At 67.2% G+C, this 24,446-nt stretch carries 26 protein-coding genes; 18 read left to right on the forward strand and 8 right to left on the reverse strand.

Annotated features, from left to right (window positions below):
• Positions 1-9 precede the first annotated feature (9 nt).
• The 4 genes from hpf (at position 10) to ilvA (ending at position 3,511) form a co-directional block, all read left to right on the forward strand.
• A complete protein-coding gene (gene hpf, locus CGK74_RS03165; RefSeq protein WP_094267053.1) occupies positions 10-333 on the forward strand; it encodes a ribosome hibernation-promoting factor, HPF/YfiA family in 324 nt (107 codons plus the stop codon).
• 136 nt (positions 334-469) lie between these two features.
• Positions 470-955 (forward strand): PTS IIA-like nitrogen regulatory protein PtsN, encoded by a 486-nt coding sequence (gene ptsN / locus CGK74_RS03170; RefSeq protein ID WP_094267054.1) that lies wholly within the window; start codon positions 470-472, stop codon positions 953-955.
• On the forward strand, positions 924-1,874 hold the full coding sequence (gene hprK, locus CGK74_RS03175) for an HPr(Ser) kinase/phosphatase (RefSeq protein WP_094267055.1): 951 nt from the start codon (positions 924-926) through the stop codon (positions 1,872-1,874). The genes ptsN and hprK overlap by 32 nt, the downstream gene beginning before the upstream one ends.
• Positions 1,875-1,990: 116 nt before the next feature.
• Positions 1,991-3,511 (forward strand): threonine ammonia-lyase, biosynthetic, encoded by a 1,521-nt coding sequence (ilvA, locus tag CGK74_RS03180; RefSeq protein WP_094267056.1) that lies wholly within the window; start codon positions 1,991-1,993, stop codon positions 3,509-3,511.
• Positions 3,512-3,523: 12 nt separating this feature from the next.
• On the opposite strand, the gene CGK74_RS03185 is transcribed toward ilvA, so the two are convergent.
• Positions 3,524-4,114, reverse strand: coding sequence for a 5-formyltetrahydrofolate cyclo-ligase (locus CGK74_RS03185; protein WP_094267057.1), 591 nt, complete (start codon positions 4,112-4,114; stop codon positions 3,524-3,526).
• 40 nt (positions 4,115-4,154) lie between these two features.
• Here CGK74_RS03185 and CGK74_RS03190 point away from each other — a divergent pair, with 40 nt between their 5' ends.
• From CGK74_RS03190 to CGK74_RS03205, 4 genes are read left to right on the forward strand one after another with little or no spacing between them, the layout of a single operon-like run.
• A complete protein-coding gene (locus CGK74_RS03190; RefSeq protein WP_094267427.1) occupies positions 4,155-6,095 on the forward strand; it encodes a lytic transglycosylase domain-containing protein in 1,941 nt (646 codons plus the stop codon).
• A gap of 40 nt (positions 6,096-6,135) precedes the next feature.
• Complete coding sequence (locus tag CGK74_RS03195; RefSeq protein WP_094267058.1) at positions 6,136-7,092, forward strand: complex I NDUFA9 subunit family protein; 957 nt, start codon at positions 6,136-6,138, stop codon at positions 7,090-7,092.
• 24 nt (positions 7,093-7,116) lie between these two features.
• A complete protein-coding gene (locus CGK74_RS03200; RefSeq protein ID WP_094267059.1) occupies positions 7,117-7,761 on the forward strand; it encodes a glutathione S-transferase family protein in 645 nt (214 codons plus the stop codon).
• A complete protein-coding gene (locus tag CGK74_RS03205) occupies positions 7,761-9,017 on the forward strand; it encodes a multifunctional CCA addition/repair protein (RefSeq protein WP_094267060.1) in 1,257 nt (418 codons plus the stop codon). Before CGK74_RS03200 ends, CGK74_RS03205 begins: the two co-directional genes overlap by 1 nt.
• A gap of 21 nt (positions 9,018-9,038) precedes the next feature.
• On the opposite strand, the gene CGK74_RS03210 is transcribed toward CGK74_RS03205, so the two are convergent.
• Positions 9,039-9,236, reverse strand: a complete 198-nt coding sequence (locus CGK74_RS03210; protein WP_094267061.1) for a DUF2905 domain-containing protein — start codon at positions 9,234-9,236, stop codon at positions 9,039-9,041.
• Positions 9,237-9,417: 181 nt separating this feature from the next.
• On the opposite strand from CGK74_RS03210, the gene CGK74_RS03215 reads away from it, so the two are divergent.
• A complete protein-coding gene (locus CGK74_RS03215) occupies positions 9,418-10,221 on the forward strand; it encodes an alpha/beta hydrolase (protein ID WP_094267062.1) in 804 nt (267 codons plus the stop codon).
• Between the two features lie 18 nt (positions 10,222-10,239).
• Here CGK74_RS03215 and CGK74_RS03220 read toward each other — a convergent pair whose 3' ends face one another.
• Positions 10,240-11,415 (reverse strand): class I SAM-dependent methyltransferase, encoded by a 1,176-nt coding sequence (locus CGK74_RS03220; RefSeq protein ID WP_094267063.1) that lies wholly within the window; start codon positions 11,413-11,415, stop codon positions 10,240-10,242.
• 101 nt (positions 11,416-11,516) lie between these two features.
• Here CGK74_RS03220 and CGK74_RS03225 point away from each other — a divergent pair, with 101 nt between their 5' ends.
• From CGK74_RS03225 to CGK74_RS03235, 3 genes are all read left to right on the forward strand, one after another.
• Positions 11,517-12,272, forward strand: coding sequence for a pteridine reductase (locus CGK74_RS03225; RefSeq protein WP_094267064.1), 756 nt, complete (start codon positions 11,517-11,519; stop codon positions 12,270-12,272).
• 62 nt (positions 12,273-12,334) lie between these two features.
• Complete coding sequence (gene ttcA / locus CGK74_RS03230) at positions 12,335-13,279, forward strand: tRNA 2-thiocytidine(32) synthetase TtcA (protein WP_094267428.1); 945 nt, start codon at positions 12,335-12,337, stop codon at positions 13,277-13,279.
• 87 nt (positions 13,280-13,366) lie between these two features.
• Positions 13,367-14,233 carry an FHA domain-containing protein gene (locus CGK74_RS03235; RefSeq protein WP_094267065.1) on the forward strand — a complete coding sequence of 289 codons (867 nt, stop codon included), beginning with the start codon at positions 13,367-13,369 and terminating at the stop codon, positions 14,231-14,233.
• Between the two features lie 54 nt (positions 14,234-14,287).
• Here CGK74_RS03235 and CGK74_RS03240 read toward each other — a convergent pair whose 3' ends face one another.
• Positions 14,288-14,731 (reverse strand): PsiF family protein, encoded by a 444-nt coding sequence (locus tag CGK74_RS03240; RefSeq protein ID WP_094267066.1) that lies wholly within the window; start codon positions 14,729-14,731, stop codon positions 14,288-14,290.
• 116 nt (positions 14,732-14,847) lie between these two features.
• On the opposite strand from CGK74_RS03240, the gene CGK74_RS03245 reads away from it, so the two are divergent.
• From CGK74_RS03245 to CGK74_RS03255, 3 genes are all read left to right on the forward strand, one after another.
• Positions 14,848-15,249, forward strand: a complete 402-nt coding sequence (locus CGK74_RS03245) for a YqaA family protein (RefSeq protein WP_094267067.1) — start codon at positions 14,848-14,850, stop codon at positions 15,247-15,249.
• Positions 15,250-15,310: 61 nt separating this feature from the next.
• Entirely contained in the window at positions 15,311-15,661 is a 351-nt protein-coding gene (locus tag CGK74_RS03250; protein ID WP_094267068.1) for a RidA family protein, read from the forward strand.
• Positions 15,662-15,827: 166 nt separating this feature from the next.
• Positions 15,828-19,709 (forward strand): DUF3683 domain-containing protein, encoded by a 3,882-nt coding sequence (locus tag CGK74_RS03255; RefSeq protein ID WP_094267069.1) that lies wholly within the window; start codon positions 15,828-15,830, stop codon positions 19,707-19,709.
• Between the two features lie 81 nt (positions 19,710-19,790).
• On the opposite strand, the gene CGK74_RS03260 is transcribed toward CGK74_RS03255, so the two are convergent.
• The 3 genes from CGK74_RS03260 to pyrE are packed head-to-tail and all read right to left on the reverse strand — an operon-like array spanning position 19,791 to position 21,891.
• Positions 19,791-20,573, reverse strand: coding sequence for an NAD-dependent deacylase (locus CGK74_RS03260; protein WP_094267070.1), 783 nt, complete (start codon positions 20,571-20,573; stop codon positions 19,791-19,793).
• A gap of 48 nt (positions 20,574-20,621) precedes the next feature.
• A complete protein-coding gene (locus CGK74_RS03265; protein ID WP_240498602.1) occupies positions 20,622-21,266 on the reverse strand; it encodes a hypothetical protein in 645 nt (214 codons plus the stop codon).
• Positions 21,247-21,891: an orotate phosphoribosyltransferase gene (pyrE, locus tag CGK74_RS03270; protein WP_094267072.1), complete on the reverse strand. Its 645-nt coding sequence runs from the start codon at positions 21,889-21,891 to the stop codon at positions 21,247-21,249. The genes CGK74_RS03265 and pyrE overlap by 20 nt, the downstream gene beginning before the upstream one ends.
• A 39-nt stretch (positions 21,892-21,930) precedes the next feature.
• On the opposite strand from pyrE, the gene CGK74_RS03275 reads away from it, so the two are divergent.
• Positions 21,931-22,713, forward strand: coding sequence for an exodeoxyribonuclease III (locus CGK74_RS03275; RefSeq protein ID WP_094267073.1), 783 nt, complete (start codon positions 21,931-21,933; stop codon positions 22,711-22,713).
• Positions 22,714-22,723: 10 nt separating this feature from the next.
• On the opposite strand, the gene rquA is transcribed toward CGK74_RS03275, so the two are convergent.
• Positions 22,724-23,416, reverse strand: a complete 693-nt coding sequence (gene rquA / locus CGK74_RS03280; RefSeq protein WP_094267074.1) for a rhodoquinone biosynthesis methyltransferase RquA — start codon at positions 23,414-23,416, stop codon at positions 22,724-22,726.
• 310 nt (positions 23,417-23,726) lie between these two features.
• Here rquA and CGK74_RS03285 point away from each other — a divergent pair, with 310 nt between their 5' ends.
• Together CGK74_RS03285 and CGK74_RS03290 are read left to right on the forward strand one after the other, a co-directional pair.
• The gene (locus tag CGK74_RS03285; RefSeq protein WP_094267075.1) at positions 23,727-24,038 is read left to right on the forward strand and encodes an ElaB/YgaM/YqjD family protein; all 312 of its coding nucleotides are present in this window, start codon (positions 23,727-23,729) and stop codon (positions 24,036-24,038) included.
• A gap of 8 nt (positions 24,039-24,046) precedes the next feature.
• Complete coding sequence (locus CGK74_RS03290) at positions 24,047-24,430, forward strand: phage holin family protein (RefSeq protein ID WP_094267076.1); 384 nt, start codon at positions 24,047-24,049, stop codon at positions 24,428-24,430.
• Positions 24,431-24,446: the final 16 nt, after the last annotated feature.

The following is a 24,446-nucleotide window of genomic DNA, read 5'->3' on the forward strand; positions in this document are numbered from 1 at the left end:
GGAGTTACCATGAATCTCAACATCACCGGGCGCCACGTCGAAGTCACCCCGGCTATCCGTGACTACGTGAGCACCAAGCTCGACCGCGTCATTCGCCACTTCGACAACGTCACCAGCGTGGCGGTGATCCTTTCCGTCGAAAAGCTGAAGCAGAAGGCCGAAGTCACTCTGCACGTGCGCGGCAAGGACCTCTTCGTCGAGAGCGACGACGCCGACCTGTATGCCGCCATCGACTCGATGGCCGACAAGCTTGACCGCCAGGTCCAGAAGTACAAGCAGAAGATGGCGGACCACAACCACGAAGCCCTGAAGCACCAGGAGCCCGAGGCCTGATTGCCGGGTTGCGGTTTTATGTCCGGGGTGTGGGTATAATGCGCGCGTTTTCAAGACGCGGCTTCAACGCATCCCGGTCCGTCCGATCGCCCAGCGCGGCGCCAGCGGTAACGGCGCTGCGCAAGCTCCACAGCGAATGAGCCTGATACCTCAACTCCTGCCACTGTCCAATGTGGTGGTCGATCTCGACGCGAGCAGCAAGAAGCGCGTATTCGAACAGGCCGGCCTGCTGTTCGAGAACAATCAGGGCATTGCCCGCAGCCTGGTGTTCGACAGCCTGTTCGCTCGCGAACGGCTCGGCTCCACCGGTCTCGGCCAGGGCATCGCCATTCCGCACGGCCGCATCAAGGGTCTGAAGGAAGCCGCCGGCGCCTTCCTGCGTCTGGCCGCCCCGGTGCAGTTCGATGCGCCCGACGGCCGCCCGGTCAATCTCCTGTTCGTGCTGCTGGTGCCCGAGCAGGCCAACGAGACCCACCTGCAGCTCTTGTCCGAACTCGCGCAGATGTTCAGCGACCGCAGCTTCCGTGAAGCGCTGCTGAACGCACCCGATGCCGAACACATTCACCAGATGTTCCTGAACTGGGGCACCGATGCGGCAGACAAGCGTCGCGCGGCTGTTTGAGGCCCAGCGCGAGCGCCTTGAACTCACCCACGTCAGCGGGCGGCTCGACGCCACGCTGGCCGTCGCCGAAGAGCGCATCTGGCCGGCGGACCTCGTCGGCCACCTCAATCTGATACACCCCACGCGCCTGCAGATCATGGGCGCCGCAGAGCTGGCCTGGGCGCAGCGCCAGACGACCGAGAAGGTCGCCCATCACCTCAACGAGATCCTGTCGGCGCGCCCCCCGGCCATCATCATCGCCGACGGCTGTCCCGCGTCCAACATCATCCACGGTGTGTGCGAAGCGCACGACGTGGCGCTGTTCACCACGCCGCAGCCCGCGGCCGGCGTGATCGACCAGCTGCGCCTGTACCTGTCGCGCGAACTGGCCGAGAAGATTTCGCTTCACGGCGTGTTCATGGACGTGCTCGGCGTCGGCGTGCTGATCACCGGCGATTCGGGCGCGGGCAAGTCCGAACTTGCACTGGAGCTGATTTCGCGCGGCCATGGCCTCGTCGCGGACGACGTCGTCGAGTTCTCGCGCGTAGCCCCGACCGTGCTCGAAGGCCGCTGCCCGCCGATGCTGCAGGACTTCATCGAGGTCCGCGGCCTGGGCATCCTCAACATCCGCACCATCTTTGGCGAGACCGCCTGCAGGCGGAAGATGCGCCTGCGCCTGGCGTGCCACCTCGAGCGCCGCCAGCCGGGTGCCGGCGACCCCTCGCGCCTGCCGCTGCAGCAGGAAACCAAGGACATCCTTGGCGTGAAGGTCGCACGGGTCGTGCTGCCGGTCGCCGCCGGCCGCAACCTGGCGGTGCTGCTCGAAGCAGCCGTGCGCTCGACGATCCTGCAGTTGCGCGGCGTCGACACGATGCAGGAGCTCATCGACCGCCAGATGCGAACAATGCAGCAGGCCGACGGCAGCGACCCGAGGGCCTGAGCCACTCGCCCCTCGCGTTCCACCACCCTGCGTCGCAAGACACCTGCCTTGCCGCAGCGCGGCATCGGCTGCTAACCTCGATCCTTTTGCTGCTTCAGCTTCACCGCGAGCCCCTCATGAGCACCCCCACGGATTATCTCGAGCGCATCCTCAATGCGCAGGTCTACGACGTTGCCGTCGAGACGCCGCTCGACCTCGCCACCAATCTGTCCGCACGCGCGCACAACCGCATCTTCCTCAAGCGCGAGGACATGCAGCCGGTGTTCAGCTTCAAGATCCGCGGGGCCTACAACAAGATGGCCAAGCTGTCTCCGCAGGCTCTCAAGCGCGGCGTGATCTGCGCTTCCGCCGGCAACCACGCCCAGGGCGTGGCATTGTCCGCCGCAAAGCTCGGTGTGCGCGCAGTCATCGTGATGCCCAGCACCACGCCACAGATCAAGATCGACGCGGTCAAGGCGCGCGGCGGCGAGGTCGTGCTCGCAGGTGAATCCTATTCCGATGCCTACGCGCACGCACTCGAACTCGAGAAGGCAGAGAAGCTCACCTTCGTCCATCCCTTCGACGACCCGGACGTGATCGCCGGCCAGGGCACGGTGGGCATGGAGATCCTGCGCGCGCATCCGAAGCCGATCCACGCGGTGTTCTGCTGTGTCGGCGGCGGCGGCCTGATCGCCGGCGTCGCGGCCTACATCAAGCGCCTGCGTCCGGAGACGAAGATCATCGGCGTCGAGGCGGTGGACGCCGATGCGATGACCCAGTCGCTGGCGGCGGGCAGGCGCATCGCGCTCGATCAGGTCGGCATCTTCGCCGACGGTGCGGCGGTCAAGGAAGTGGGCGCCGAGACCTTCCGTCTGTGTCAGCAATACGTCGACGAGATGATCGTGGTCGACAACGACGCCATCTGCGCCGCAATCAAGGACGTGTTCGAGGACACCCGTTCCATCCTGGAGCCCGCGGGCGCCCTGGCTGTGGCCGGTGCCAAGGAATACGCCAGGCGCCACAAGCTGCGCGACAAGAACCTGGTCGCCGTGGCCTCGGGGGCAAACATGAACTTCGATCGCCTGCGTTTCGTCGCCGAACGCGCCGAACTGGGCGAACAGCGCGAGGCGGTGCTGGCGGTGACGATTCCGGAGAAGCCGGGTTCGTTCCGCAAGTTCATCAGCGTGCTCGGCAACCGCAACATCACCGAGTTCAACTACCGCTACGCCGACGCCAGGCAGGCGCACATCTTCGTCGGCGTCACCGTGCACAACCGCAACGAGGCCGGCCGCCTGGTCGAGATGCTCGAGCGCCACGAACTGCCCGCCATCGACCTCACCGACGACGAACTGGCCAAGACCCACGTGCGCTACATGGTGGGCGGCCACTCGCCGCAGGCCGAGAACGAGGTCGTCTACCGCTTCGTGTTCCCCGAGCGGCCCGGCGCGCTGATGAATTTCCTCTCCAACCTGCGTTCGGACTGGAACATCTCGCTGTTCCACTACCGCAACCACGGTTCGGATTTCGGCCGCGTGCTGGTTGGCATGCAGGTGCCGCCCGAGGACAAGGTGGCGTTCGACGACTTCCTGCAGCGTCTCGGCTACGAGTACGTCGCCGAGACGGACAACCCCGCCTACCGCCTGTTTCTCGCCAGCTGAAGCCGCAGGGCCCTAAGCCGCCCGCGCCGCGCCCGACTCGGTGACGATCCAGTTCATCGGCAGGTCGTGAGGCTGCGGCAGCACGCTGTCGACCCGCCCCAGTTCGAAGCCGACGCCGATCGCGATCGTGCGCATCTGCGCCAGCGTGCGGTCGAAGTAGCCGCCACCGTAGCCAAGCCGATAGCCGGCTGCATCGAAGGCGTTCAGTGGCACGAGCACAACCTCCGGCTGCACCTCCACCGCCTCTGCCGGATGCGGAATGCCATGCCGGTCGGGGACCATTGGCGCCCCGGGGACCCAGCGCCGGAAATGCATTGCGGCGTCCTTCTCGACCACCACCGGCAGCGCCGCGATCCGCGCCGCATCCTTCGCCAGCCAGTCCGCAACCCAGTCGCGCAGGTCGGGCTCAGCGCGGTAGGGCCAGCAGAATCCGAGCGAGCGCGGAGCCAGTTCGCCGATCACCGCATCGAGGTGGAACACCAGCCGTTTCGTGAGGTCCCGCCTGTGCCCGGCACTGAGGTCCAGCCGGGCTTTCAGGGCCTGTTGCCGCATTCCGTTGCGGCGCTGCACAAGGTCTTCCCACGGGTCGAAAACAGGCGTCATCACTGTGGTATGTTAGGTCGCAATGGAGAGCAAGAAGAGCATGAAGAATGGCGTCAAAGCCGCGCTGCTGACAGTCGGGCTGCTTGCATCGACAGCGGCGCCGGGGCAGGCGATGTCCGAGCCCGGCGACAACCGAATCGTCGCCGCTCGCGAAGCGCTGCGCAAGGGCGACCAGCGCGCGCTCGAGCAGTTGGCCGCGAGCACAGGGTCCCATGTCCTGGACGCCTACGTCCGCTACTGGCGGCTGGTGAATGTACTCGCGCGCCCCGAACCTGCGCCCGAAGGCGAGCTCGACGCCTTCCTGCGTGCCGAGGCCGGCACCGTGCTCGCGGAGCGCCTGCGCGCCGACTGGCTGCGCCGGCTGGCCAAGGACGGCGAATGGGCGCGCTTTGTCGCCCTCTACCCGGCGCTGCGCAACCCCGATTACGAGATGCGCTGCACCGCCTGGACCGCACGTCTGATGACCGGCGACCGTAGTGCGCTGGACGAAGTCGCACGGCAATGGCGCACACTGGACGACGCCCCTGCCGCCTGCGACACACCGCTGCGCGCCGCCTTCGAATCCGGCCTCGTGAGCGAGGACGAAGTGTGGCAGCGCGCCCGCCGTCAGATCGACACGCGCAAACCCGACGACGCGCGCCTGACCTGGCGCTGGCTGCCCGCCGAATCGGCGCCCGCACCCGCACAGGCCGAGCACGCCCTGAAGTCACCATCCGCCTGGCTCGACCGCCTGCCCGCCAACTTTGCCGTCACCCGCGGCGCCCGCGAGCTGGTGCTGGCCGCACTCACGCGTGTCGCACGCGACGACTCGCGCGGGGCCTACGATCGCCTGCTGCGCCTGCAGGACCGCCTCGGCAGCGAGGAACGCGGCCACATCATGGCCGTCATCGCGATGCACGCAGCGCTGGACCAGTTCCCCGAGGCACCGGGTCTGTACCGCGCGACGGCCGGCGTCGAGCTGACGGCGCTGCAGCGCGCCTGGCGGGTGCGTGCCGCCCTGCGCGCGCTCGACTGGCAGGGCGTGCGCGAGGCGATCGAGGCGCTTCCCGATGGCGAGCGCGAAGCGCCCGAATGGATCTACTGGCTCGGACGCGCGCATGCTGCGACCGGCAAGCGAACCGAGGCCGAGTCCCTGTTCACCCGCATCGCCGGCGAACCGCACTTCTACGGCATTCTTGCCGGCGAGGAACTTGGCCAGCCGTTCTCGCCGCCGCCCTCCGATGGCTCGCTGCCTGCGACGGGGCTCGCCGAAGCGGAGAACGACCCGGGCCTGCAGCGCGCACTGGCACTGTACCGCCTCGACATGCGCACCGAGGCAGTGCGGGAATGGGTCTGGGCGCTGCGCGACCGCGACGAACCTTTCCGCCTCGCCGCCGCACAGATCGCCCTGCGCAACGAACTCTACGACCGTGCGATCAATACCGCCGAGCTCGCCAACCCACGCGCGAACTACGAACTGCGCTTCCTGACCCCCTATCGCGACCTCATCGAGCCACAGGTACGCAGCCAGGGGCTCGACCTCGCCTGGATCTACGGTCTGATGCGCCAGGAAAGCCGCTTCGTCGTACCGGCACGCTCCAGCGCCGGCGCCCAGGGGCTGATGCAGGTGATGCCGGCCACGGGCAAATGGGTCGCCGGCCAGATCGGGCTGCGCAACTACAACCAGCGCATGCTATCCGACCCGGACACGAACGTGCTGCTCGGCACCAGCTACATGCGCCTGATCCTCGAAGGCCTCGACAACCACCCGGTGCTGGCCAGCGCCGGCTACAACGCGGGCCCGGGCCGTGCGCGCCGCTGGCGCGACGAGAAGCCGCTCGAAGGCGCCATCTATGCCGAGACCATCCCCTTCGACGAGACACGCGACTACGTCCGCAAGGTGATGGCCAATGCCGTGATCTACGGCACCCTGCTGGACCGCCGGCCACAGTCGCTCAAGGACCGGCTGGGGGTGGTCGGTCCGCGCCCGGCGAGCGAATGAACATGAACCTTCACGCAAACAACAACAGCGAGCTTCCACCATGCAAGTCAAACGCGTCGTACTCGTAGGCGGCTCCGGCTTTGTCGGCCGGGCCATCGCCAACCGGCTGGCCGCAGCCGGCGTCAGCGTGCTCGTTCCCACCCGGCGCCGCAGCCGGGCCGGCCACATCCTCCTGCTGCCCAACGTCGAGGTGGTCGAGGCCGACGTGCATGACCCCGACACCCTCGCCCGCCTGTTCGCCGGCGCGGACGCGGTGGTGAGCCTGGTGGGTGTGCTGCATTCGCGCAGCGGCGAGCCCTACGGGCCCGACTTTGCCCGCGCCCACGTCGAGTTGCCGAAGAAGATCGTCGCCGCCTGCCGCGGCGCCGGGGTGAAGCGCCTCGTGCATGTCAGCGCGCTCGGCGCGAGCGGCGACGGCCCGTCCGAGTACCAGCGTTCCAAGGCGGCCGGCGAAGCCGCGATCCGCAGCACCGGCGCCGATCTCGACTGGGTCATCCTGCGCCCCTCGGTGATCTTCGGCCGTGACGACCGCTTCCTGAACATGTTCGCCGACCTTGCCGCCGTTTTCCCGGTGCTGCCGCTCGCAGGCGCGAGCACCCGCTTCCAGCCCGTGCATGTCGAGGATGTTGCGGAGGTCGTGTGGCGCAGCCTCACCTCGCCCGAGGCGGCCGGCCAGACCTACGAGCTGGCCGGTCCGGCCGTCTACACCCTGCGCCAGCTGGTCGAGTACATCTCGGACCTGGTCGGCAAGCCGCGCCCGGTCATCGCCCTGCCCGAAGGGCTGGCCATGCTGCAAGCGCGCCTGATGGAACTGGCGCCGCAACCGCTGATGAGCCGTGACAACGTGCGCTCGATGCGCGTCGACAACGTCGCCACGGGCGATCCGCTGCCCTTCGGTCTCGTACCCACTGCGGTCGAGGCCGTCGTGCCTACCTGGCTTGGAACCGAAGCCATGCGCGCCCACTATTACCCCTTCCGTCGCCACGCGCGCCGGTAAGGCCTCACCACCACGGAGCAAGCCATGAAACTCATCATCGGCAACAAGAACTACTCGTCCTGGTCCCTGCGCGCCTGGCTGGCAGCACGCGAAAGCGGGATTGCCTTCGGCGAAATCGACATTCCGCTGTTCATTCCCGGCAGCCGCGAGCGCATCCTGTCGCACTCACCCTCGGGCAAGGTGCCCTGCCTAAACGATCACGGCGTCGTGGTGTGGGATTCGCTGGCGATCGGCGAATACCTGGCCGAGAAGCAGCCGGCACTGCTGCCGGCCGACCCGGTGGCGCGCGCCACGGCACGGGCCGTCACTGCCGAAATGCATTCCGGCTTCCAGCAGCTGCGCAGCAAGATGCCGATGAACATCCGCAAGGATTACCGCGGCTTCGGCCACACGCCGGAAGTCGACGCCGACATCGCGCGCATCGTCGCGATCTGGAATGACTGCCGCGCGCGCTTCGGTCAGGGCGGCCCCTACCTGTTCGGCCGCTTCTCGCTCGCCGACGCGGCGTTCGCACCGGTGTGCTTCCGCTTCCAGACCTATGGCGTGCAGCCGGACGGCGCAGCTGGCGAGTACCTCGCGGCCATGCTTTCGAACCCGCACATGCAGGACTGGGCAGCGGCTGCACGCGCGGAGACCGAATCCATCCCCGCCGAGGACCTGTACGGCTGATGCAATGCTATGTGGTGGGCGGCGCCGTGCGCGACGCCCTGCTCGGACTGCCGGTCAAGGACCGCGACTGGGTCGTGGTCGGCAGCTCCCCCGAAGACATGCTGGCGCGGGGCTTTCGCCCGGTAGGCAAGGACTTCCCGGTGTTCCTGCATCCGCGGACGCAGGAGGAGTACGCCCTCGCCCGCACCGAACGCAAGTCCGGCAACGGCTACACCGGTTTCGTGTGCTACGCCGCGCCCGAAGTCACGCTCGAGGAAGACCTGCTGCGCCGCGACCTGACGATCAACGCCATCGCACGCGACGAGGACGGTCGCCTGATCGACCCGCATGGCGGCGTGCAGGATCTCGAGGCGCGCATCTTCCGCCACGTGTCGCCCGCCTTCGCCGAAGACCCGTTGCGCATCCTGCGCGTGGCGCGCTTCGCCGCCCGCTTCGCCGACTTCAGCATCGCGCCGGAAACGCTCGCGCTGATGCGGCACATGGTCGCGGCCGGAGAAGTCGACCATCTCGTGGCCGAGCGCGTGTGGCAAGAATTCGCGCGCGGACTGATGGAAGGCAAGCCGTCGCGCATGATCCGCGCGCTGCGTGAATGCGGTGCGCTCGCCCACATCCTGCCCGAACTCGAACACCTGTTCGGCGTGCCGCAGATGGCGAATCACCATCCCGAAATCGACACCGGCGAACACGTGCTGATGGTCATCGACTACGCCGCCGCCACGCAGCAGCCGCTGGCGGTACGCTGGGCCTGCCTGATGCACGACCTGGGCAAGGCCGACACGCCGCCCGAGATCCTGCCGCACCACTACCGCCACGAGGATGCCAGCGCCCGGCGCGCGAGGGAAGTCTCCACCCGGTTGAAGGCGCCATCCGAATGCCGCGACCTGGCGGAGATGGTTGCCCGCGAACACGGTGTCTTCGGCGAAGCCCCGGTGCTGCGTCCGGAGACCATGGTGAAGGTCATGGAGCGCTGCGACGCGCTGCGGCGCCCGGAGCGCTTCATCCTCGCACTCGATGCCACGGCCTGCGACCACCACGGCCGCGGCGGCGGCCCGCGCCCCGAGTGGGCGCCACGCGCGCTGTGGCTTGCGGCACTCGCCGCCGTGCGCGGCGTCGATGCCGGCGCCATCGCGCGCGGCTGCAGCGACAAGGCCCGCATTCCGCAGGCGGTGCACGAAGCCCGCGTGGCAGCCGTGCGTGCGCTCAGGCTGCGCGATGGCGCCGCCGCCGCGAACGCCGGGTCTACACCCGGAACGTGACCGAATGCCCTTCCCCGCCGCTCACAACGATCGCAGAATCAACCATGCCACCAGGGAAATCAGCACCGTGGTGGTAAACGGAAAATGATAGGACTGCCCCCGAAAGCGGAAGGCAAGATCCCCCGGCAGCCGGCCCAGGCGCAGCCGCTTGGCGGTGTCGGGCCGCAACAGTCCGGTGACCAGCACCAGCAGAACCACGACCAGCACCCACTTGAGCATCTGCGCCCCCGCAGCAAAAACCGGATTAGACCTGCGCCCACGAGGCGCGGCAAGCCGGGGCGCACCCCGCCTCCGAAAACCCGATCGACGGACACCTCATGACGAAACACCTTCACTCCGAATACGCCACCGCCCTCGCTGCACCCAGCCCCACGTACGGCACCCACTGCGAGGGCGCGCGATGAACGCGGGCCGGTTCGGCGAACTCGAGGTGCTGTGCCGCACCCCCTCCGGCCAGCCGCGGCCGGCGCCCCTGCTGTTCGTCCACGGAGCCTACGTGTCGGCCTGGTGCTGGGAGGAGCATTTCCTGCCCTGGTTCGCCGAACGCGGCTGGGCAGCCTATGCAGTGTCGCTGTCGGGCCACGGCCACAGCCGGCGCCGTGACCATCTGGACTCGTATTCCATCGACGACTACGTGCGCGACGTTGCCGAAGTCGCGGCCCGACTGCCCGCTCCGCCGGTCCTCGTCGGCCATTCGATGGGTGGCATGGTCGTACAGAAGTATCTCGAACAGCACGACGCACCGGCGGCGGTGCTGATGTCGTCCGTGCCGCCACAGGGGCTGATGGGCTCGGCCTTCGGCCTGATGCTGAAGCGTCCGACGCTACTGACCGACCTCAACCGCATCATGACCGGCAACGACGTCGACATCGACAGCCTGCGCGAGGCGCTGTTCCACCAGCCGGTGGATGAAGACGATCTGCAGCGCTACTACCGCCTCAGCCAGCCCGAGTCGCATCGCGCAATCTGGGACATGACCCTGTTCAACCTGCCCCACCCGGGTCGCATGCACCAGGTGCCCATGCTGATCCTCGGCGCCAGCCATGATGCGCTGATCCCGCCGGACCAGGTGCACATGACCGCGACCACCTACGCCCGCCGCGCGGAGATCTTCCCCGACATGGGCCATGGCCTGATGCTTGAGCGTGGCTGGGAAACGGTGGCCGCCCGCATCGCCGACTGGCTGGAAGAGCGGAACCTGTAAGCCCACCGCCGGACGGGCTCAGAGCCCGTGCAGGCGATCGCCGCGCACGAAGCCGAGCAACGGCCCGTCAATGCCGCGCCCGACCGCCAGCACCTTGAACAGTTCGCCCATCTCCTGCGGCGCGGTCAGGCGCTGCACCGCGCGCGCGGCGCGAATGTAGTCGGCGCTTTCCTGCGGGCCGCGCCGCGCCAGACATTCGAGCACGCCGCAGTTGAACAGGAACTGCGCCTGCGTGGTGTAGCCATGCACGTCCAGCCCGGCGTCGAAAGCGGCCTCGGCCACGGCGGTGAAATCGACGAAGGCGGTGATGTCGTTGAGGCCCGGCCACAGGAAGGGGTCGCCGTGGGCATGGTGACGGTAGTAACACAGCAGGGTGCCATTCGAGCGCGACGGCAGGTAGTACTCGACACGCGGATAACCGTAGTCGATCAGTAACATCGCGCCCCGTTCCAGCCGCTCCGCCCAAGCCGACACCCAGGCGCGCCCGGCAAGGTTGAGCTCGGTGACGTATTCGCCGCCCGCCGGCGCGGGCAGGTCCAGCGCGAGCGCGGCGTCGCGCACGGCGCCCTCTGCCGGCACGTCGGCCCAGCACAGGCGGCGCCCGCCGGCCCCATTCTCCACCAGGCTGACGCCGCGCTCGAACAGTCCGTCCGCACGCGACACCAGCAGGTGCACCGGCATCACGTCCAGCACTTCGTTGGCCACCACCGCACCACTGAACTGTGCGGGCAGCTCGTCGAGCCAGCGCACGCGGGCGGCCAGGTGCGGCGCCTTCTGCGCCAGCGTATCGAACTGGCGTGCGCGCAGTTCGCCCGACAGTTCGAGGATGCCGTACTCGTCGGGCAGGCAGCCACGGCGCTCGAGCTCGAGCAGCAGGTCGGTCGCGAGCAGCCCGGTGCCGGCGCCGACTTCGATCAACTGCGGCGCGCTCGCCCACATCACCTGCTCGACCTGGGCGGCGAGCGCCTGGCCGAACAGCGGCGTGAGCTCGGGCGCGGTGATGAAATCGCCGCCGGGGCCGAACTTTCGCGCACCGCCGCTGTAATACCCGAGGCCCGGCGCATACAGCACGCGTTCCATGTAGCGGGCGAACGAGATCCAGCCCCCCGCTTCGTCGATGTCGGCCTCGACGAGCGCAAGCAGGTGCGCGCTCTGGGCGAGCGCATCGGCGGAGGGCTGGGGTAGCGAAGTCATGGCGCAGGCTCGCGGCAGAAAGAAGCCCGCGATTGTAACGGCAAGCCGAATCCGCCATGCTCGCGCCGCGACCACGACGATCAATGACACCTGCAGCGACGATGATGATTCCCGACCCGAACGACGCCCCCGTCATTCTCGTAACCGGCGCCGCGCGCCGCGTCGGCGCCGAGATCGCGCGCCAGCTCCACGCCACCGGCGCCCGGCTCGCGCTGCACTACCGCAACAGCGCGGGCGAAGCCGAAGCGCTGGCAGCCGCGCTCAATGCACTCCGCGCCGATTCGGCCTTCACCGTCGGCGGCGACCTCGGCCGCGCCGGCGTTGCCGAGGAGGTGGCCGCAGCCGCGCTGCGGCGTTTCGGCCGCATCGACGGCCTGGTCAACAACGCCTCCAGCTTCTTCCCCACGCCGGTCGGCCGCATCGACCACGCCGCCTGGGACGACCTGATGGGTTCGAACCTGATGGGGCCGCTGTTCCTGTCGCAGGCCCTGGCGCCCACGCTCCGGCAGCGCCACGGCGCGATCGTGAACATTGTCGACATCCACGCCGAGCGCCCGCTGCAGCGCTACCCGCTGTACAGCGCAGCCAAGGCCGGACTGGCGGGGCTGACCCGCGCGCTGGCCATCGAACTGGCCCCCGAAGCGCGCGTCAATGGCGTTTCGCCCGGCCCGATCGACTGGCCCGAGGACGAGCAGTTCTCGGCCGAAGAGCGCCAGCAGATCATCGACCACACCCTGCTCAAGCGCATCGGCTCGGCGGCCGACATCGCGCGCACGGTGCGCTTCCTGATGTTCGATGCTCCCTATATCACAGGCCAGATCATCGCCGTCGATGGCGGCCGCAGCGCCCACCTGTGAACCCGGGCGGCCAGCGCCAAGTGTATAATTCGGCGCTTTTTTTCGCCGACCGAGCCGACCCCGTGAGTGCAGCCCCCGCCCCGCTTGAAACCCTCGCCCCCGCTGCGGAAGATGAGGTCGAAGTCCGCCACTCCAACACCTTCCTGCGCCTGAAGAAGAAGCTCGAGCGCAGCGTCGGCGAGGCCATCGGCGACTACAACATGATCGGCGACGGCGACACGGTGATGGTCTGCATCTCCGGCGGCAAGGACTCCTACACCCTGCTGTCCTGCCTGCTCGCGCTGCGCGAACGCGCGCCGGTGAACTTCCGCATCGTGGCGATGAACCTCGACCAGAAGCAGCCAGGGTTCCCCGATCACATCCTGCCCGCCTACTTCGAATCGATCGGCGTCGAGTACCGCATCGTCACCGAGGACACCTACTCGATCGTCAAGGACAAGATCCCCGAGGGCAAGACCACCTGCTCGCTGTGCTCGCGCCTGCGTCGCGGCATCATCTACCGCACGGCCAAGGAGATCGGCGCGACCCGCATCGCCCTCGGCCACCATCGTGACGACATCCTCGAGACCCTGTTCCTGAACATGTTCTTCGGGGGCAAGATCAAGGCCATGCCGCCCAAGCTGGTCAGCGACGACGGCAACCATGTCGTGATCCGTCCTCTGGCCTACTGCACCGAGGCCGACATCGCGCGCTTCGCCCGCGCAATGGATTTCCCCATCATCCCCTGCAACCTGTGCGGCTCGCAGGAGAATGCGCAGCGCAAGCAGATCAAGGCCATGTTGCAGAGCTGGTCGCGCGAATTCCCGGGGCGCATCGAATCACTGGCCACGTCGCTGAAGAACATCGTGCCGTCCCACCTGGCCGATCCCCGCCTGTTCGACTTCGTCGGACTGACGCAGCAGACCAAGGTGGAGGAAGGCGACACCGCATTCGACCCTGTCGAGTTGCCCAAGCCCGCCGCCCAGGCCGTCCAGTTCCTGTCGTCGCTCGACATCGACCGCCAGTAGGATGCGATCATGAAGGACTTGCACGGCACCCTGCATTTGAACATCATGCACCGCTAAGCCCACCCGCCCCCGACCTGTACATGCCAAATGGCCGACCGTAAGAACATCTGCGTACTCTTCGCCACTGCCGTGGGTGACGACGGTTTCGTCACGCGCCTGGGGGCCACCGAAGCCAAGCACGCAACCGAACGCTGCCTGAACCGCATCGAACGCGCGGTTGCGGCACACAACGGCGAAGTCCTGGCCATGCAGGACGGCAGCCTGCTGGCCTGTTTCGAGCGCTGTGATGCCGGCGTGCTCGCTGCCAGCGAAATGCTCGACCGCATCCGCAGCCTGCCTGCGCTCAGCGGCATGCGCCAACCGGTACGCATCGGCCTGCACTACGGCATCGTCGACACGGCAACGGCCTCGGGCGAAGGTATCGACGTCGCGCGCCGCCTGGCGGGCGTGGCCGAATCCGAACAGGCGCTTGCAACCGGCACCGTCGTGATGCTGCTGACCCCGGCCGCACGCCATGTCGCCGGCACCCAGCCACTCAAGAGTCCTGCCCTCGAGGCCCTTGCGTGGCCCGTGTTCGCGATTGGCCAGCGCGCCGGCATGGTGACGTCCATTCCGCCCACTTCACGTCTGTCGCAACGCCTGCGCCTGCGCCATCAGCAGGACATTCTCTTCGTCGAGGAACAGCGCCCGGTGCTGCTCCTCGGTCGCGAGCTCGGCAACGACATCGTGATCATGGACCCGCGCGCGTCGCGCCAGCATGCCCGCATCGAACGCCGCCGCGAGGGTTTCACGCTCATCGACGAGAGCACCAACGGTACCTTTGTCTCGATCGAAGGCGGCGGCGAACGCCTGGTCCGGCAGGAGCGCATGGTGCTAAGCGGCCCAGGTCGCCTCGGCTGCGGTTTCTCCGCCGACGAGATCGAACGCGACCTGGTGTTCTTCGATCTCGTCTGACATCCACCGACGGCCCGTCGCATTCGGCACGGGCGTCGTCGGCGGACACCTGAATCACCCCTTCACGCAATCGGCCACGAAAGCCTTGCGCTTCGCGCCGCTCAGCGACTGCTCGACGGCGGCCTGGTTGCACGCCTTCGTCTTGTCGGACTTGTCGGCCGGCGCCCCCGCCTGCGCGACCTGGCTTCCCTTGCCTGCAGTAGCGCCCTTCGCTGCAGCCTCGTTACCCGCCGTCGGCGACGGCACCGTGGCTGCCTTGATCGGCTGCCCCGCGCTTGCAGGCGCAGCCGCCTGCTGGCCGGCGACGGCTGCCGGGTCGTGCTTGCCCTTGAGGCAGGTGCTCATGAACGCCTTGCGTTCATCCCCCTTCAACGCCTGCTCCTTCGCCTCGGCGTTGCAGCGCTTCATGCGCTCGTGCTGGGGATTGGCCTGGGCATCGACCGGATTCATGACGAGCAGGGCGAGGCCGGCGGCGAGGGCTGGAACGAGCTTCTTCATGGAAAATCTCCTTTAATGTGCGCATCGGCGCGCTGCAATTATTCTTTTTGCATTTTTTGAAGTCAAACATTTATGCATTTCGTATTTTCACAACCCACTCCGGGATGCCACAGCCGATGCCTGAGACGGATCTGATCCTCCTTGGGTCGCTGCTTGTTTCCGCCTTCCTCGCCGCGACCCTGCTCCCCGGCGGCTCGGAAGCCGCGTTCGCTGGACTGCTGGTGGTACGCCCGGAACTTGCACTCCCGGCACTTGTACTCGCCACGCTGGGCAACACCGCTGGGGGCATGAGCACCTATGCACTCGGCCGCCTGCTGCCGCGCAAGGAACTACCGCCCCGCCTTGAGCTGGTGCGGCGCTACGGCAGCGCAAGTCTGCTGCTGTCCTGGTTGCCGGTCGTCGGCGACGGCCTGTGCGCTGCCGCCGGGCTGCTGCGCCTCAACTGGTTCGCCTGCCTGGTCTGGATGGCGATCGGCAAAGGCGCGCGCTATCTGGTCCTCGCCTGGGCGCTGAACTGAGTTGCGCCGCGTCTCCGGCAGCGCTGGCCTATACTCGGGACTTGATCATCAAGGAACACGCATGTCCGCAATCGAACGCCATGGCGTCAGCACCCGCTACGCCGACGCCGTCATCCACAACGGCGTGATCCATCTCGTCGAGGTCCCGGCCAGCTCCGACGGCGATATCACCCGCCAGACGCGGGAAGTGCTCGAGAGCATCGCGCGCCAGCTCGAGGCGCATGGCAGCGACCGCTCGCGCATCCTGATGGCGACCATCTACCTCACCGACCTCGCCGACGTCACCGGCATGAACACGGTGTGGGAGGCCTGGCTGCCACCCGGCAGTGCGCCATCCCGCGCCTGCGTGAAGGTGGCCGGGCTGGTCGACCCGGGCTGGCGCATCGAGATTGCGCTGACGGCCGCCTGCTGACGGGCCCGAAACGCCACCATTCAGTTTCCGCCACACGCCGTCCCGACGATGGCCCGCAACCTGGAAACCTAAGCCCCATGAGGCATAAGGTCTTGTTTTTGGTGCATGGTGCACTGCGGTTCGCTAAAATCGCATGCTCCCCTGCAGCTGTTAACCCGGTATCCCGATGACCCAACGTCTGCGCGAAATTCCGTACAACTACACCTCGTTCTCGGACCGCGAGATCGTCATGCGCCTGCTCGGCGACGAAGCCTGGGCAGTGCTGGACGAACTGCGCGAAGAGCGCGTTACCGGGCGCTCGGCGCGCATGCTGTACGAAGTGCTCGGCGACATCTGGGTCGTACGCCGCAACCCTTACCTCGAAGACGACCTGCTGGACAGCCGCGAGCGGCGCGAGGCGCTGATCGGCGCACTCAACCACCGCCTGAACGAGATCGAGAAGCGCCGTCAGGGCAATGACCGCGTCGCACTGCTGATCGCGCGCGCTCGCGAGGCCGTGTCCAGCTTCGAGGCCTGGTTCGACGCTACGGCACGTCGGCGCAGGTCGGTGCTGAAGGCGCTGTCGCGCCATACCCGCCGCGACAACATCTGCTTCGACGGCCACGCCCGCGTGTCCCACGTCACCGATGCCACCGACTGGCGCGTCGAATACCCCTTCGTCGTCCTCTACCCCGACACCGAGGACGAAATGGCGCCGCTGGTGCGCGAATGCATCACGCTCGGGCTGACGATCATCCCGCGCGGCGGCGGCACCGGCTACACCGGCGGCGCCGTGCCGCTCGACGCCAACTCGGTGGTGATCAACACAGAGAAGCTGATCGACATCGGCTCGGTCGAGGAGCTGACCCTGCCCGACGCCGACGGCAAGCCGATGGCCACGCCCTACGCCACAATCCGTACCGGCGCGGGCGTCGTCACCGAGCGCGTATCCGAAGCCGCAGGGCTGGCCGGCCGTGTGTTCGCGGTCGACCCGACCTCGGCCAGCGCCTCCTGTGTCGGCGGCAACATCGCCATGAATGCCGGCGGCAAGAAGGCCGTGCTGTGGGGCACCGCGCTCGACAACCTGGCGTGGTGGAAGATGGTCACGCCCGACGGCAACTGGCTGGAGGTCGATCGCCTCGACCACAACTTCGGCAAGATCCACGAGCAGCACACCGCGCGGTTCCGCCTGCGCCGCTTCGACGGCCTGACCTACAAGCCGCTGGGCGAGGAAGTCCTGTCGATGCCTGGCGCGCACTGTCGCAAGGATGGCCTGGGCAAGGACGTCACCGACAAGTTCCTCGGCGGCATTCCCGGCGTGCAGAAGGAAGGCACGGATGGCCTCATCGTGGCCGCACGCTGGGTGCTGCACAAGATGCCGCCGATCACACGTACCGTCTGCCTGGAGTTCTTCGGCCAGGTACGCGAGGCGGTGCCGGCCATCGTCGAGATCACCGACTACTTCAAGCCGGGCGGTGCCGGCAATACCGCCGGCGTGCTGCTGGCCGGCCTCGAGCACCTTGACGAGCGCTACGTGAAGGCGGTCGGCTACGCCACCAAGGCCAAGCGCCACGGCCGGCCCAAGATGGTGCTGATCGGCGACATCGTCGGCTTCGACGAAAACGCGGTGATGAGTGCTGCCTCCGAGGTCGTGCGCATGACCAACAGCCGCGGCGCCGAAGGCTTCATCGCCGTCAGCCCCGAGCAGCGCAAGCGCTTCTGGCTGGAGCGCAGCCGCACCGCGGCCATCTCGCGCCACACCAACGCGTTCAAGATCAACGAGGACGTGGTGATCCCGCTGCCGCGCATGGGCGAGTACTGCGACGGCATCGAGCGCATCAACATCGAATTGTCGACGCAGAACAAGATCCAGCTGTGCGACGCCCTGACCGAGTTCCTGAGCGGCGAACTGCCACTCGACGTCAAGGACGCGGAGGTAGATCGCGACACGCTGCTCGCCGACCACCGCGCCCAAGCGCTGGAACAGGTCGCCAAGGTGCGCCGGCGCTGGCAGTGGCTGCTCGATAACCTCGACACGCCGCTTGCCGAGGCCGAGCAGCACTTCGCCGAGCACGGCATCGAGGCAGGCGAACTCTCCAACCGCGCCGCCAACCCAACGCTGTTCCACCGCCTGCAGGACTACTCGATCCGCGTGTCGTGGAAGACCGAACTGCGCCCGCTGCTCGAGCAGACCTTCGACGGCGCCCTGTTCGCCCGCATCCTCGCGCGCATCACCGAAATCCATCGCGAGATCCTGCGCGGCCGCGTCTTCGTCGCGCTGCACATGCACGCCGGCGACGGCAACGTGCATACCAACCTGCCGGTCAACTCCGACCACTACGAGATGCTGCAGACCGCCAACCGCGCAGTCGACCGCATCATGGCGCTGGCGCGCAGCCTGAACGGCGTGATCTCCGGCGAACACGGCATCGGCATCACCAAGCTCGACTACCTCACCGACGAGGAGATGGGCGCGTTCTGGGCCTACAAGGCCAAGGTCGACCCCGAGGGCCGCTTCAACCGCGGCAAGCTGATGCGCAATGGCCCGATCAAGGGCAACCTCGACAACGCCTACACCCCCAGCTTCAACCTGATGGGCCACGAGTCCATCATCATGGAGCAGACCGACGTCGGCGACATCGCCCACGACATCAAGGACTGCCTGCGCTGCGGCAAGTGCAAGCCGGTGTGCTCCACCCACGTGCCGCGCGCCAACCTGCTGTATTCGCCGCGCAACAAGATCCTCAGCACCTCGCTGCTGATCGAAGCCTTCCTGTACGAGGAGCAGACCCGCCGCGGCGTGTCGCTGGCGCACTGGGCAGAGTTCGAGGACGTGGCCGACCATTGCACGATCTGCCACAAGTGCGAGAAACCCTGTCCGGTGGACATCGACTTCGGCGACGTGTCGATCAAGATGCGCAACCTGCTGCGCAAACAGGGCAAGAAGTCCTTCAACCCGGGCAAGGCCGCGGCAATGGCTTTCCTCACCATCAAGGACCCGGCGACCATCAAGGCGATGCGCGTCGGCATGATGGACTGGGGCTACAAGGCGCAGCGCTGGGCGCACGAGATGGCGAAGAAGTTCGGCCTCATCCAGCCGCAGGTGAAGACGCCGCCGGCCACGCTCGGCAAGGCGCCGATCAAGGCGCAGGTGATCCACTTCATCAACAAGCCGATGCCGGGCAACCTGCCCAAGAAGACCAGCCGCGCGCTTCTGGACATCGAGGACGACAAGGTCATCCCGGTGATCCGCGACCCGCAGAAGGCCAACGGCGATTCGGAAGCAGTGTTCTACTTCCCGGGCTGCGGCTCCGAGCGCCTGTTCAGTCAGGTCGGCCTGGCGACCCAGGCCATGCTCTACCACGTCGGCACGCAGACCGTGCTGCCACCGGGCTACCTGTGCTGCGGCTATCCGCAGACCGCGGCCGGCGAGGAGGACAAGGGCCAGAAGATCACCACCGACAACCGTGTGCTCTTCCACCGTGTCGCCAATACGCTGAACTATCTCGACATCAAGACCGTGATCGTGTCCTGCGGCACCTGCATGGACCAGTTGCAAAAGTACGAATTCGAGAAGATCTTCCCCGGCTGCCGCCTGCTCGACATCCACGAGTACCTGATGGAGAAAGGTGTCAGGCTCGAGGGCGTGAATGGCGTGAAGTACATGTACCACGAGCCCTGCCATACGCCGATGAAGGTGCATTCGGGCATCAAGGTCGCCAACGAGCTGATGGGCACGCGCGTCGACCTCTCCGATCGCTGCTGCGGCGAGTCGGGCACGCTCGCGGTCGCGCGCCCCGACATCTCAACCCAGGTGCGCTTCCGCAAGCAGGAGGAGATCGAGAAGGGTGCGGCCAAGCTGCGTGGCGACGACCCGAACGCCAAGGTCAAGATGCTGACCTCCTGCCCGAGCTGCCTGCAGGGCATGCACCGCTACGCCAACGACGCCGGCGGCATCGAGCCCGACTACATCGTCGTGGAGCTGGCCAAGCACCTGCTGGGCGAGAACTGGCTGCCGGACTACGTCAGCAAGGCCAACAGCGGCGGCATCGAACGCGTGCTGCTGTAAGCGGCAGAAACGCGCGGCGCGGGCCGGAGCGGCGTAAGCCCTCCGGCCCGCGTCACATCCGGCGCCCGCTGCGGGCGGGGCTCAGTCCTCGGCCGGTTCGTGCGGATGGATGCGCTGCCACAGCTCCGCCATCGCCTCGGCAGCCCCGAGGCGCAGACGATGATCGACGATATGGCTGACTTCGGTGTCGCCGGGATTGATCTCGACGCTCGGCACGCCGGCGCGCGCGGCCCACACGACCGGCCCCGCGATATAGGGAAACACGCTGGTCGTGCCGATGGAGACGACCAGGTCGACACCGTCCTGCAGTACGTGTTCGAGACGCTCGATGGCGCGCGGCGGCAACGGCTCGCCAAACAGCACGACATCAGGACGCATGACGCCGCCGCAACGCGGGCATTCGGGCGGAATCTGCAGGCCGGCGTAATCCGGCACCTTGCGTCCATGCGGACAGTCATTGCAGCGCAGCCTATGGACCGTGCCGTGGATCTCGATCAGGTTGCGCGATCCGGCATCGGCATGCAGGCCGTCGACGTTCTGCGTCAGCACGCATACCATCGGTTTTTCCTGCTCGAGCGCGGCGATCAGGCGATGTGCCGCGTTCGGTCGGGCGCCGCGGCAATTGGCCTCGATCTCGGCGATGTAGCGCCAGGCGATGTCGGGGCGCAGCGCCATCATCTCGCCCGACAGCGCCTCCTCGATCGTCAGCCCTTCGGCCGTGAGCCGGTCGTGGTAAAGGCCGCCGATGCCGCGATAGGTCGGCAGGCCCGAATCCGCAGAAATCCCGGCGCCGGTGATGAACAGGATGCGCCGCGCACGCCCCAGCAGCGAGGCCACGCGATCGAGCACGGGGTCGCCGATCATGCGCAACGCCTCACACGCAGGTGATGCACTGGCAGGCTCATGCCTCGCTCAGCGACCTTCGGGCGCGTTGAGGATTAGGTAGCGCCTGCGATCTTCCTCGAAGCGGTCGAGTACCGCGCTGCGCTCGCGCATCTTGGCGTCGATGATGCTGCGCTGGGCGACGATCTCGCCATCAAGGCTACGAATGTCGTTCTCGAGGTCGGCCGGCATGCGGCCTTCGGGGTAGCCTGCGCCCCTCTCGATGAGCTCCTTCTGCTGCAGCAACAGCGCGGTTTCACGCTCGCGCAGCGTGTGGATGGTGCGGTCGAGATCCGCGACTTCGCGATCACGGCGGCTATCGAGGTCCTCGACGCTGCGGTAGGTTTCGAGCAGGGCTTCATCGAGGCGCTGCTGCTTCATGCGCGCCACTTCGTCGAGGCGGCGCTGGCGCTCCTCGGCATTGCGGCGGGCGATCTCGTCGGCAGAGAGCGGTGCTGGAACGACGCGACGCACCAGCCCCGACGGGCTCACCTCGCGGTACGCACGGCCGTAGCAGACCTCGGGCAGGATGTCGCCGCAGACCGGCTGCCCACCGACATCGCAGCAGTAGATCGTGCGTGCACGCGGTGCCTGGGCGAACGCGGCCTCTGGCGCCCACAGCGCCAGCAGCAGCACACCCGACAGGGACCAGAGTTCAGCGCGACGCAATCCCATAACGCTCCCGATAGGTCTGCACCGCGTCAAGGTTGGCGGCGAGGTCCGGACTGTCTGCGAGATAGGCGATCAGGTCCTCGAGGGTGGCGACCGCGATCACCGGAATGCCGTAATTCTCACGCACCTCCTGCACCGCGGACAACTCGCCCTTGCCACGCTCCATGCGATCGAGAGCAATCACGACACCCGCGGGGGTAGCGCCGGCCGCACGGATGATCTCGACCGACTCGCGCACTGAAGTGCCTGCTGAGATCACGTCGTCGAGAATCAGCACCCTGCCGCGTAGCGGCGCGCCGATCAGCGTGCCGCCTTCGCCGTGGTCCTTGGCTTCCTTGCGGTTGAAGGCGAACGGCAGGTCGATACCTTCCTCCGCCAGGCGGATGGCCGTGCCGGCGACCAGCGGAATGCCCTTGTAGGCCGGCCCGAACAGCATGTCGCAGGCCACGCTCGAGGCCCGGATCGCACGCGCATAGTAGCCGCACAGCTCGCGGAATGATGCGCCGTCATCGAACAGCCCCGCGTTGAAGAAATAGGGCGAATTGCGTCCCGCCTTGGTGACGAATGCGCCGAAGCGCAGCACACCCTTGCGGCAGGCGAGGGCGATGAAATCCCGGCTAAAATCCACGGCTCTCCGGCTGCAGCGCAGCATTTCTGGAAAACCCCCATGTTACGCATCATCTCCCTCAACCTCAACGGCATCCGGTCAGCCGTCAGCAAGGGCCTGCTGGACTGGCTTCCCGAACAACAGGCCGACGTCGTCTGCCTGCAGGAACTGAAGGCGCAGGCTGGCGACCTGAGTGCGGAAATGCGAGAGCCCGCTGGCATGAAGGGCTGGTTCCACCACGCCGAGAAGAAGGGCTACAGCGGCGTCGGCATCTACAGCCGGCACGCGCCCGACCGTGTGGTCGAAGGGCTGGGATTCGCCGATATCGACGCCGAGGGCCGATTCCTGCAGCTCGACTTCGGGCGCCTGTCGGTGGTGTCCCTGTACCTGCCGTCCGGCTCCAGCTCCGAGGAGCGCCTTCAGATCAAGTTTGGTTTCATGGAGCGCTTCCTGCCGCATATGGCCGCGCTGTTCGAAAGCGGACAGGAGGTCGTCGTGTGCGGCGACTGGAACATCGCCCACCGCGAGATCGACCTGAAGAACTGGAAATCGAACCAGAAGAACTCCGGCTTCCTGCCCGATGAACGCGCCTGGCTCAGCAGGCTGTTCGACGAGCAGGGCTGGATCGACGTGTATCGCCGCCTGTACCCGGATGCAACCGACGACTGCTACACGTGGTGGTCGAACCGCGGCCAGGCCTGGGCGAAGAACGTCGGCTGGCGGTTGGACTACCAGATCGCCACGCCCGAGATCGCCAGCACCGCGGTCACCGCCGCCGTCTATAAGGCGCAGCGCTTCTCCGACCACGCGCCGCTGACCGTGGACTACGACTGGCAGCTGTAGGGCGACCGCCTCAGCGCCGGGTCGCGACGACGAGCTGGTACAGGCCGCCGAAGCGGGTTTCCTTGTGCCAGTCGAAATCGCGCGCCTCGGCCGCGAGGGTTTCGAGCGGCACGTCCAGCAAGGACTCGGCAAACGGTTCGAGCCAGCGGAACACCACCGCCATGACCGGCGCCAGCAGATGGCCGCGGCGCGGGCGGTGGTAGTCGACGAACACCGCGCGACCGCCCGGCTTCACTGCGGCGAGCAGGTTGGCGACGATGCGGCGGCGCTCCGGCTCGGGCACTTCGTGCAGCAGAAAGAAGCAGCACACTCCGTCAAAGCGCTCATCCAGCGGCTCCACCAGATCGAAGACCTCGGCCCGCGCCTGCGGCAGGCCCGCAAGCTTGCGTCGCACGTTGGCAATCTGGATGGGCGCCACATCCCGGACGTCGAGCCGCCCGCCAACACCGACGCGACGCGCGAGCATCGGCGACAGCGCGCCATACACGCACGCAGCCTGCAACACACTGTCGCCCGGCGCGAACCGGTCGACAGTCCAGCGCATCAGCCGCCCCGCGTTGCCCCACAGGATCGCGGAGACGACGGGCATGCGGTCGAGCCAGGGCATCGTTCGCGGGCTCAGATAGGCCCAGGCATAGGTGCGGCAAAGGTAGCCGGGGAGGAAGGCGACAGGCGGGGCGGTCGTTTCGTTGCGTGTATTCATCGAGATCAGGGCGTACGTTCGTCGGCCCGGCTCGCCCTGCCGCGGCACTTTGCGTGCAGGCGGCGCCAATGACCTCCGGGTTGTTCCGACTATACCGGGATTGCCTGACAGAAAATCGCACGACATCCGATTGCGTTCCCCGACCCTGGCAGCCGGGCGTCGCGCCTGCGCGCCATCGCAAGCATCTCGCGAAGCCCGCGCGAGGCCGCGCTTTGTTACCGATCGCGCATTGCCTTCGGGAACACAGGGGGTTAGCCTTGTGTCAGTAAGGCAGTAGTCCATTTGTCATGCCGGAAGAAGGAGACTCATCATGAGCACGACCACCACCCCCCCGAAAGACAAGCTGGTTGGCGACCTCAAGGCCATCATCGCCGACGCGGAAGAGTTGCTGAAGCTGACCGCAGGCCAGACCGGCGACAAGCTCGTCGATGTCCGCGGCCGCATGGGCGAGCGCCTCGCCGCTGCCAAGGAGCGCATCTCGGAAGCGGAAGCCGCGATTATCGACTCTGGGAAGAAGGCCGCGCGCGCCACCGACGATTACGTGCATGAGCATCCGTGGCAATCGCTGGGCGTCGCCGCCGGCGTCGCCTTCCTGCTCGGCCTGCTCGCCGGCCGTCGCTGATCCCGCAGATGGCTGCCGAACCGAAGCCGCGTCTGGCCGACAGTCTGCACGGCATCGTCGATGCCGGCCTGCAGACGGTGCAGACGCGGCTCGAGTTGCTGGCGCTCGAGCTTCAGGAAGAGAAGCTGCGCCTGTCCGGACTCGCGATCAACATCGTGCTGTGCGGGCTGCTGCTGGGCTTCGGCCTGGTCTTCCTGATGGTGTTCCTTACCGTGCTGTTCTGGGAGGAGCACCGTCTGATCGCGCTCGGCATCTCGACCGCGGTATGCCTTGGCGGAGGACTGCTTGCGGCCAGCAACGCGGCGCGCGAGTTCAAGCGCGGCAGCCGCCTGTTTGCCGCCAGCCTCGCGGAACTCGCGCGCGATCGCGATGCGTTGAAGCCGCGTGAGTGACCATCGCCGGCCGGCC

Source organism: Thauera propionica, assembly GCF_002245655.1.
In the GTDB taxonomy this organism is placed as follows: Bacteria; Pseudomonadota; Gammaproteobacteria; order Burkholderiales; family Rhodocyclaceae; genus Thauera; species Thauera propionica.